10 protein-coding genes, 2 tRNA genes and 1 rRNA gene are annotated in these 8,635 nt (G+C 43.2%); 1 reads left to right on the forward strand and 12 read right to left on the reverse strand.

Annotation, left to right across the window (positions count from 1 at the left end):
- Positions 1–44: 44 nt before the first annotated feature.
- From tatC to moaC, 4 genes are read right to left on the reverse strand one after another with little or no spacing between them, the layout of a single operon-like run.
- Positions 45–803 (reverse strand): twin-arginine translocase subunit TatC, encoded by a 759-nt coding sequence (gene tatC, locus BFW96_RS16925; protein WP_083252915.1) that lies wholly within the window; start codon positions 801–803, stop codon positions 45–47.
- A 6-nt stretch (positions 804–809) separates the two neighbouring features.
- Positions 810–983 (reverse strand): sec-independent protein translocase protein TatAY, encoded by a 174-nt coding sequence (gene tatAY / locus BFW96_RS16930; RefSeq protein ID WP_003234072.1) that lies wholly within the window; start codon positions 981–983, stop codon positions 810–812.
- A 21-nt stretch (positions 984–1,004) separates the two neighbouring features.
- Entirely contained in the window at positions 1,005–1,652 is a 648-nt protein-coding gene (locus BFW96_RS16935; protein WP_003234073.1) for a redox-sensing transcriptional repressor Rex, read from the reverse strand.
- Entirely contained in the window at positions 1,649–2,161 is a 513-nt protein-coding gene (gene moaC, locus BFW96_RS16940) for a cyclic pyranopterin monophosphate synthase MoaC (protein ID WP_003243499.1), read from the reverse strand. Before moaC ends, BFW96_RS16935 begins: the two co-directional genes overlap by 4 nt.
- Before the next feature lie 125 nt (positions 2,162–2,286).
- On the opposite strand from moaC, the gene BFW96_RS16945 reads away from it, so the two are divergent.
- Positions 2,287–4,215, forward strand: coding sequence for an ABC-F family ATP-binding cassette domain-containing protein (locus BFW96_RS16945; RefSeq protein WP_069840092.1), 1,929 nt, complete (start codon positions 2,287–2,289; stop codon positions 4,213–4,215).
- A 225-nt stretch (positions 4,216–4,440) separates the two neighbouring features.
- Here the strand turns inward: BFW96_RS16945 and tsaD are convergent, their stop codons facing one another.
- The 8 genes from tsaD to rrf form a co-directional block, all read right to left on the reverse strand.
- Positions 4,441–5,481: a tRNA (adenosine(37)-N6)-threonylcarbamoyltransferase complex transferase subunit TsaD gene (gene tsaD / locus BFW96_RS16950; protein WP_069840093.1), complete on the reverse strand. Its 1,041-nt coding sequence runs from the start codon at positions 5,479–5,481 to the stop codon at positions 4,441–4,443.
- Positions 5,474–5,929 (reverse strand): ribosomal protein S18-alanine N-acetyltransferase, encoded by a 456-nt coding sequence (gene rimI, locus BFW96_RS16955; RefSeq protein ID WP_003243019.1) that lies wholly within the window; start codon positions 5,927–5,929, stop codon positions 5,474–5,476. The genes tsaD and rimI overlap by 8 nt, the downstream gene beginning before the upstream one ends.
- A 9-nt stretch (positions 5,930–5,938) precedes the next feature.
- Entirely contained in the window at positions 5,939–6,628 is a 690-nt protein-coding gene (tsaB, locus tag BFW96_RS16960; RefSeq protein ID WP_069840094.1) for a tRNA (adenosine(37)-N6)-threonylcarbamoyltransferase complex dimerization subunit type 1 TsaB, read from the reverse strand.
- Positions 6,609–7,085: a tRNA (adenosine(37)-N6)-threonylcarbamoyltransferase complex ATPase subunit type 1 TsaE gene (gene tsaE / locus BFW96_RS16965; protein WP_014663005.1), complete on the reverse strand. Its 477-nt coding sequence runs from the start codon at positions 7,083–7,085 to the stop codon at positions 6,609–6,611. Before tsaE ends, tsaB begins: the two co-directional genes overlap by 20 nt.
- A gap of 14 nt (positions 7,086–7,099) precedes the next feature.
- Positions 7,100–8,077 (reverse strand): thiamine-phosphate kinase, encoded by a 978-nt coding sequence (thiL, locus tag BFW96_RS16970; protein ID WP_069840095.1) that lies wholly within the window; start codon positions 8,075–8,077, stop codon positions 7,100–7,102.
- Between the two features lie 180 nt (positions 8,078–8,257).
- A tRNA-Asp gene (locus BFW96_RS16975) sits at positions 8,258–8,334 on the reverse strand.
- Positions 8,335–8,345: 11 nt separating this feature from the next.
- A tRNA-Met gene (locus tag BFW96_RS16980) sits at positions 8,346–8,422 on the reverse strand.
- 21 nt (positions 8,423–8,443) lie between these two features.
- A 5S ribosomal RNA gene (gene rrf / locus BFW96_RS16985) occupies positions 8,444–8,559 on the reverse strand.
- Positions 8,560–8,635 lie beyond the last annotated feature (76 nt).

Here is an 8,635-nt window from a genome sequence, read left to right on the forward strand (position 1 = left end):
GAAAATCCATTTCTCTTCTCCGAGAAATGGATTTTTTATGTTAGCTACGAAGAAATGTCCTGATCGGCAGCACTGCTTTTTTGCGCTTTCCGATAGGAAGCCTTCGATATTAAAATACTGATTTCATACAAAATCAAGAGCGGAACAGTCACCATCATATGAGATAAAAGCTCAGGCGGTGTAATCAGGGCAGCGATCACCAAGAGCGTAAAATACGCATACTTTCTGATTTTCGCTAAGAACATCGGTGTCACAATTCCGAGCCTGGTCAAAAACATGAGGATGACCGGCATTTGGAACAGCAGTCCAAACGGAATCGTCAGCTGCAGAAGAAAATGAAAATATTCATTAATTCCGATCACCTGATTGACATTCAAGTCCTGAGAGATCCGCTTCATAAAATCAACAACAAAAGGAAATAAAATATAATATGAAAAAGATAAGCCCGCTAAAAACAGCAAAATAGAGATCGGAATGTAGCTGAGCGTTACTTTGCGCTCTTTCTCATAGAGGCCCGGGCTCACAAAAGCCCAAAGCTGATAAAGAATAACCGGCGAGGTCAGAACGATGCCGATGATAAACGCAAACTGCATAAACACATATAGCGGGTCTGTCAGGTTAAACGCGTTAAGCGTAAGCTGCTTCGCTTCATCTGTTTCTTGCAGATACACAATAATCGGCTTCGCTAAAAAAAATCCAGCAATAAAGAAAACGACAAACGCCAGCGCTACAATCAGCAACCGTTTTCGAAGCTCAGCAATATGCTCCAGCAGCGACATTTGATTCACTTTCATTCGTGTCATCCTAACTTACTGATCTTCTTTCTTTTTTTCCTCTTCATCACTTGTTAATCCTTTAGTAGCGTTTTTGAATTCACGAAGTGTGTCTCCGGCTGCTTTGCCCAATTCAGGCAGCTTTTTGGGACCGAAGATAATCAGAGCAACGATTGCGATAACAGCAAGGCTTCCAGGACCGATCGGCATATTTGGGCTCCTCCTTTCCCTCTATTCGATTTCCTCTAAAACTGAATAATGCTTCAAGAAATAAACCAGTGACTGAAGCTCAACTGCTAAATCTATATGATGAATTCGAATGTGTTCCGGCACATTCAAACGGGCCGGCGTAAAATTAAGGATTCCCTTGATTCCTAACGCAACCAATCTGTCTGTAATGGATTGAGCGGCAACTGCTGGCACTGTAAGAATGGCAACTGATTCATCTTTTACGTGTTGTTCAAGGTCATCAAGGTTATAGACGGGCACGCCGCCTACCTCAGTTCCTATTTTACTCTCATTTATATCAAAAGCCATAGAAATTTTTGTGTTATTATTTTTTGTGAAATTATAGTGAAGAAATGCCGTTCCCAAGTTCCCGACACCAATCAAAATGACATCAGTCATCTCATCCTGATCAAGCGTTTTTCGGAAAAAAGACAGCAAATAATCCACATTATATCCGTATCCTTTTTTGCCAAGAGCTCCAAAATAGGAAAAATCCCTCCGAATCGTGGCAGAATCAACCTTTACGGCATCACTGAGTTCAGCGGATGATACACGCTGTTTTCCTGACGCATGCAGATTCTTTAAAAAGCGATAGTAAAGCGGCAGCCGTTTCGCCGTCGCCTGCGGAATTTTTGATTGATCCTTATTCATTTTTGGTCCTCCAAATTATACTCGGATAGTTCTCTTTTAAAGTCACCGTTTTTCCCGCCTGTCTTCTCAAGCAAGAAAGTAGGGCCGATGACCATTCCCTTATCAAGGGCCTTGCACATATCGTAAACGGTAAGAGCGCACACAGATGCAGAAGTGAGCGCTTCCATTTCCACACCTGTACTCCCTTTCGTTTTGACCTGTGCTTTTATATGAAGTATAACTTCTGCTTCTTTTATTTTCCAGTCAAACGATATATCTACCCCGCTCAATGAAAGCGGATGGCACATTGGAATGATATTCGACGTTTGCTTTGCGGCCATTATGCCTGCCACCTGTGCGACAGCCAGTACATCTCCTTTGCCGATATCGTGACTCTGTATTTTCTCGTACACCTCATTCTTCATGTGTACGCTTGAAACAGCCGCCGCAGTACGGACAGTCGAAGATTTTTCGCTGATATCCACCATCTGGGCTCTGCCCTGTTCATTAAAATGAGAAAATCCATTCATATTAAAACGCTCCTTAAACAGATCATACACTATTTTCTTCTCTATGTCTTATATGGCCAATGTATTGTTTGCTGACTTCTGGTTCATAAGCTACACTTAACTTATTATAACAGAGGTGAAATAATATGATGATCTTACAAGTTAATCAGCTGTCCAAATCGTTTGGTGCTGATACTATTTTAAACAATATAAAGCTGGAAGTCAGAAATCGTGATCGCATCGCCATTGTAGGAAGAAATGGCGCCGGAAAATCTACGCTCCTTAAAATTATCGCAGGCCAGCTTTCGTATGAAAAGGGCGAAATTATTAAACCGAAAGATATTACAATGGGATATCTCGCCCAGCATACTGGCTTGGATTCTAAGCTTACCATAAAAGAAGAGCTGCTGACTGTTTTTGACCACTTAAAAGCAATGGAAAAGGAAATGCGGGCTATAGAAGAAAAAATGGCGGCAGCTGACCCGGGTGAATTAGAAAGCATCATGAAAACCTACGACCGCCTTCAGCAGGAATTCAAAGATAAAGGCGGCTATCAATATGAAGCGGATGTCAGATCTGTGCTGCATGGCCTCGGCTTCAGTCATTTTGACGATTCTACACAGGTTCAAAGCCTCAGCGGAGGCCAAAAAACAAGACTGGCTTTAGGTAAGCTTCTGTTAACACAGCCTGATTTACTCATTCTCGATGAGCCGACAAACCATCTGGATATTGATACGCTTACCTGGCTTGAGCATTATTTACAAGGCTATTCAGGCGCCATTCTCATCGTTTCGCATGACCGCTACTTTTTGGACAAAGTGGTAAACCAGGTATACGAGGTATCAAGAGCCGAAAGCAAAAAGTATCACGGCAACTACAGCGCTTATCTCGACCAAAAAGCCGCGCAGTATGAAAAGGATCTTAGACTGTATGAAAAGCAGCAGGACGAAATCGCAAAGCTGCAAGACTTCGTAGACCGAAATCTGGCGAGAGCCTCTACCACCAAAAGGGCGCAAAGCCGCAGAAAGCAGCTTGATCGAATGGAAGTCATGTCAAAACCGCTTGGCGATGAAAAATCCGCAAACTTTCATTTTGATATTACAAAACAGAGCGGAAATGAAGTCCTCCGTGTTCAGGATCTCACAATCAGCTATGAAAACCAGCCGCCGCTTTTAACAGAAGTGTCATTCATGCTGACAAGAGGAGAAAGCGCCGCGCTTGTCGGCCCTAACGGAATTGGTAAATCGACATTGCTGAAAACATTAATAGACACCCTAAAACCAGATCAAGGAACGATCTCATTCGGCTCAAATGTCAGTGTCGGCTATTATGATCAGGAACAGGCTGAACTGACTTCCTCTAAACGTGTCCTTGATGAGCTGTGGGACGAGTACCCCGGGCTCCCAGAAAAAGAAATCCGAACGTGTCTCGGAAATTTCTTATTCTCCGGAGATGACGTGCTGAAACCCGTCCATTCACTGAGCGGGGGCGAAAAAGCAAGATTGGCTCTAGCTAAGCTGATGCTTCAAAAAGCCAACTTTCTCATCCTTGATGAACCGACAAACCATCTGGACTTAGACAGCAAAGAAGTTCTCGAAAACGCGCTGATTGATTATCCAGGTACACTGTTATTTGTCTCACATGACAGATATTTTATTAACAGAATCGCCACAAGAGTGCTGGAGCTTTCTTCAAGCCATATAGAGGAGTATCTGGGAGATTACGATTATTATACAGAGAAGAAAACAGAGCAGCTTGAATTGGAGAAAATGAATCAGCAAGAGGAAACTGAAACAACGCCAGCTACAGTGAAGTCTGACTCCAAACGTTCCTACGAGGAAGAAAAAGAATGGAAAAAGAAAGAGCGCCAACGACTTCGTCGAATTGAAGAAATTGAAGCCACTGTTCAGAGCATTGAAGAAAACATCAGCCGCAATGATGAATTGCTATGTGATCCTGAAGTCTATCAGGATCATGAAAAAGTACAAGCTATCCATGCAGACAATGAGAAACTCAATCAGGAGCTGGAATCCCTTTTGTCCGAATGGGAAGAACTATCCACAGAAGAAGATTAAAAAAGTCAAGCACCTCTTTTTAGAGGTGCTTTTTATCCACAGAAAATAACCTTATAAACAAGTGAAGTAAGCGCTTTATACACATTATCCACAAAATATTCTGAATTTATCCACTTGATTAACAGTAACTTCAGCCCTTTATCCATCTATATCTCTATAATTGCTCACAGATATGTGGATAAATTGTGAATTATCTGTTAATAACGAATAAAAAGTCTCACGCTATTATCTCGTGAGACTTTGATAAGAAGTCAATTCAAGGCCAGGCTGCCCATTCATATCGTATGCACCGCGAATACCCTTTTCAAAAGCAATTGTGCCAGCGGCAGCAATCATCGCAGCATTATCTGTGCATAACGCTAACGGAGGAATGACAAGCGAAACCCCTTCGTGCTGGGCAAATTCCTTTTCTAATGCAGCTCTGAGACCTCTATTTGCAGCTACTCCGCCGGCTAAAAGAACCTGTTTGACATCATATTCCTTTGCCGCGCGTGCCGTTTTGGTCACCAAGACATCGATCACACTATTTTGGAAGCTGGCAGACAAATCTTCCGGAGCAATCTCTTGCCCTTTTTGAGACGCATTATGAAGCGTATTGATCACCGCAGACTTCAATCCGCTAAAGCTGAAGTTATAAGAGCCTTCTTCAAGCCATGCGCGAGGAAGCGGAATATTGTCATTCCCTTTTTCAGCTAGCTTGTCAATTTGCGGTCCACCTGGATATGGCAGACCCATCGTCCGCGCCACTTTATCGTAAGCTTCTCCTGCCGCATCATCAAGGGTTTCCCCAATGACTTCAAATGATCCATGTTCCTTCATATAAACCAGTTCTGTATGGCCTCCAGAAACGACCAATGCCAGTGCCGGGAACACGATGTCTTCTACAAGACGGTTCGCGTATATATGACCGGCTATATGATGAACGCCTACTAACGGAATGTTATGTGCAAAGCTCAATGCTTTAGCGGCATTCACTCCAATAAGAAGCGCTCCCACCAGTCCCGGACCTTCCGTGACTGCAATCGCATCAATATCCCTATACGTCATGCCAGCTTTGCGAAATGCCTCTTCTATAACCAAAGTGATTTGTTCAACATGATGTCTTGAAGCTATTTCCGGAACGACGCCTCCAAAACGCTTATGACTTTCAATTTGAGAGGCTACTACGTTTGAAATGATCTCTTTTCCATTTTTCACAATAGCTGCCGCAGTCTCGTCACAGCTTGTTTCAATTCCTAATACGTACATGTCTTTTTGCTCACTCATTTATCGTCACCCACATAATTAACGCATCTTCCCCGTTATCAGTATAATAGTTCTTTCTTATTCCGCCGGGCTGCATCCCGAATTTCTTATATAAGCCTTGAGCAGGATGATTCGAAACCCTCACTTCAAGCGAAAGCCGTCTTGCGTCTTTTTCTTTGCACAGTTCAACAGCTGAGCGAAAAAGCGTTTCTCCTAAAGACTGGCCGCGATACTCTGGTTTTATCGCTATATTTGTAATTTGGGCATCGTCCATCACAATCCAAATCCCGCAATACCCAGCTAGATGGCCGTCCTTTTCAATCACGAGATAATGAGCATACGGGTTTTCCAGCAGCTCATGATAAAACGAATCCTTCGTCCAAGGAGACGTAAAGGAGGATGCTTCGATTTCGTATACGTGATCTATATCCTCAAGCCGCATATTTCTGACCGCTGCTTTTGTTTTCATCCTATCACCCTACTTTTGACTTTCAATCCATTTCGCTTCAGCTTCTGCCAGCCGCAAGTAATCAGGGACAAGCCTATGAACATCAGCTGCTTCCTTTTCCTTCCCGAGAAATGCCAATTCTGAAGGACGCGGGTTATGCTGGGCGGCAGTTCCAATGAACCCTTTTGTTCCAAGCACATCCTCGATCATCTGCTTGTGAATAGAAGTGTCGTGACCTAAAAACAAAACAGGACGGTCCTTTTCTTTTAGCATCTCCAGCCAATCTGCCAGCATCACATTTTGATCTGGAACAACTTGCTCTAAAAGCCCATTTTTGTACTCATACAGACCTGTGTACACCTGTCCCCGTCTAGCATCAAAGATTGGGCAAATCAAACCGTCAAAATGCCGGCCATTTGCCGCAAGTGTCTCAAGACTTGATACAGCAGTAATTGGAATGTCTAAAGACCAAGCAAGTGTTTTGGCCAGCGTCACACCTATTCTTACTCCTGTGTATGAACCAGGGCCTTTTGCAACGACAATTTTAGAAAGGTCCTGCGGTGCCATATCACAATCACTCAGCAATGAATGAACAGCAGGCATCGCTCTTACAGAATGGTTCTTTTTCAAGTATGTAATGTATTCTGCTATAACGGTGTCTCCTCGAAGCAGCGCAATGCCCAATGTATAATTTGATGTATCAATTGCTAATATTGTCATGTCTACTTATCTCCTCACAAAGCATTTCATACCGATTCCCGACAGCAGTAAAGGTGATTTCCCGCTCACTGTCACCAGCTCTTTTGATGACAATTTGCAGACGCTCCTGCGGCAGCTGTTCTTCAATTAAATGGGCCCATTCAACGAGACAGACACCTTGTCCGTGAAAATATTCATCGAGTCCCAAATCTTCACTTTCATCCTCCATTCTATATACATCCATATGATAAAGAGGAAGCGAGCCATCGTTATATTCTTTTATAATTGTAAAAGTCGGACTGTTTACAACACGTGTAATTCCCAGCCCTTCCGCAAAACCTTTCGTAAAAGTCGTTTTACCTGCACCTAAATCGCCCTCTAATGTCAGGACGTCTCCCGGTTTAGCAAACGATGCAGCCAGCTTGGCAATTGCTTTTGTTTCTTCAGGATTTACGGTTCTCCACTTTAATTGCTTCACACGAGTCACCTGTCTTATTTAAAATGATTATATCCTTTTTTCTCTAAGATCCTTAATCCGTTATCAGTTTTTAGGATCACGTTGGATTCTGTTTTTTCTCTGACATGGCCAATCTTTGTAATGGGCAGTTGATGCGTTTCACACTTTTGCTTCAACACTTCCCACTCGTCATTTGAAACCGTCCCTGTCAGTTCAAAATCCTCACCGCCAAACAAAGCCCATTCTTTCCAATTACGATGAAGCTTAGGCAAATCAGAATGAATTGGAAGCATGCTTTCATCAATTTCAATTGAAACACAGCTGGCTTCTGCAATCTCGTTCAGTTCACTAGCCAATCCGTCACTAATATCATTTAAAGCCGCCCGATTCATACTTGAGCACAATCTGCCGACACTTACTCTTGACTGAGGCCGTTTATGCCTGTGGATAAAGTAATCCGTTTCCACAGATGAGTTTTGAAGATTAGTCTCTTCCAGCAATAAAGAAAGTCCTGCTGCAGAAGAACCGATTTCACCCGTTACAAACACTATATCATTCGGTCTAGCCAAGCTGCGTAAACAGGCCCTTCCCTTTTCTACTTCACCGATCACAGTGACAGTTACGACTAATTTGTCAGAGATAGAGACTGTATCACCGCCAATCAGATCCATATGATATAGTTTCCCCAGTTCATTCATTCCTTCATACATCGCCTTGATTTCAGCTTTAGTCCATTTTGAAGGTACCGCAATTGATACCAAATAATATTTAGGAATGCCGCCCATCGCGGCAATATCACTTATATTAACGGCTAACGCCTTATACCCGATATCTTCAGGTGAGGAATAGTGTAATTTGAAGTGCACGTCTTCTACCATAGTATCAACACAAACAATTTCCTGAACGCCGTGTTTCGCAGTGTAGAGCGCTGCATCATCACCAATTCCTACATCAACGGAAGAATGGTGAATGGTCCGTGGAGTAATGCTATGTATCAAATCAAATTCATCCATAAAGCAAAACCTCCTTTCAACCCTAGTTATGCCTATATGTGCTCTCCCTAGTTTATCGAATTTTGCTAGAATATCCAAGAAGTTGCCGATATAAAGAAAGCTTGGCTAAGACACCAAGCAGAAAATACAGTAAAAGAAAACACAAAAAAAACGAAAACATGATCGTTTCGTTTACATTAATGGCGGTCCGGACGGGACTCGAACCCGCGACCTCCTGCGTGACAGGCAGGCATTCTAACCAACTGAACTACCGGACCATTTTAAAATTTGGTTGCGGGGGCAGGATTTGAACCTGCGACCTTCGGGTTATGAGCCCGACGAGCTACCGAACTGCTCCACCCCGCGATGATATAATTTAAGATAAAAGCTTGGCGGCGTCCTACTCTCACAGGGGGAAACCCCCGACTACCATCGGCGCTGAAGAGCTTAACTTCCGTGTTCGGTATGGGAACGGGTGTGACCTCTTCGCTATCGCCACCAAACAAATGCCTTCAGGATGAAGGTACTGGGCGTTTCTCACAGGATGTGAGAGCCCTTAGCGGAGTTTCCTTACTTTTT

Origin of the sequence: Bacillus sp. F56, from assembly GCF_001748205.1 — a bacterium.
GTDB lineage: Bacteria > Bacillota > Bacilli > Bacillales > Bacillaceae > Bacillus > Bacillus stercoris.

Excerpts from the sequence above, each read along its gene's own strand:
- tatC (WP_083252915.1), bottom strand. The coding sequence starts at position 803 with ATGACACGAATGAAAGTGAATCAAATGTCGCTGCTGGAGCATATTGCT.
- tatAY (WP_003234072.1), bottom strand. The coding sequence starts at position 983 with ATGCCGATCGGTCCTGGAAGCCTTGCTGTTATCGCAATCGTTGCTCTG.
- BFW96_RS16935 (WP_003234073.1), bottom strand. The coding sequence starts at position 1,652 with ATGAATAAGGATCAATCAAAAATTCCGCAGGCGACGGCGAAACGGCTG.
- moaC (WP_003243499.1), bottom strand. The coding sequence starts at position 2,161 with ATGAATGGATTTTCTCATTTTAATGAACAGGGCAGAGCCCAGATGGTG.
- BFW96_RS16945 (WP_069840092.1), top strand. The coding sequence starts at position 2,287 with ATGATGATCTTACAAGTTAATCAGCTGTCCAAATCGTTTGGTGCTGAT.
- tsaD (WP_069840093.1), bottom strand. The coding sequence starts at position 5,481 with ATGAGTGAGCAAAAAGACATGTACGTATTAGGAATTGAAACAAGCTGT.
- rimI (WP_003243019.1), bottom strand. The coding sequence starts at position 5,929 with ATGAAAACAAAAGCAGCGGTCAGAAATATGCGGCTTGAGGATATAGAT.
- tsaB (WP_069840094.1), bottom strand. The coding sequence starts at position 6,628 with ATGACAATATTAGCAATTGATACATCAAATTATACATTGGGCATTGCG.
- thiL (WP_069840095.1), bottom strand. The coding sequence starts at position 8,077 with ATGGATGAATTTGATTTGATACATAGCATTACTCCACGGACCATTCAC.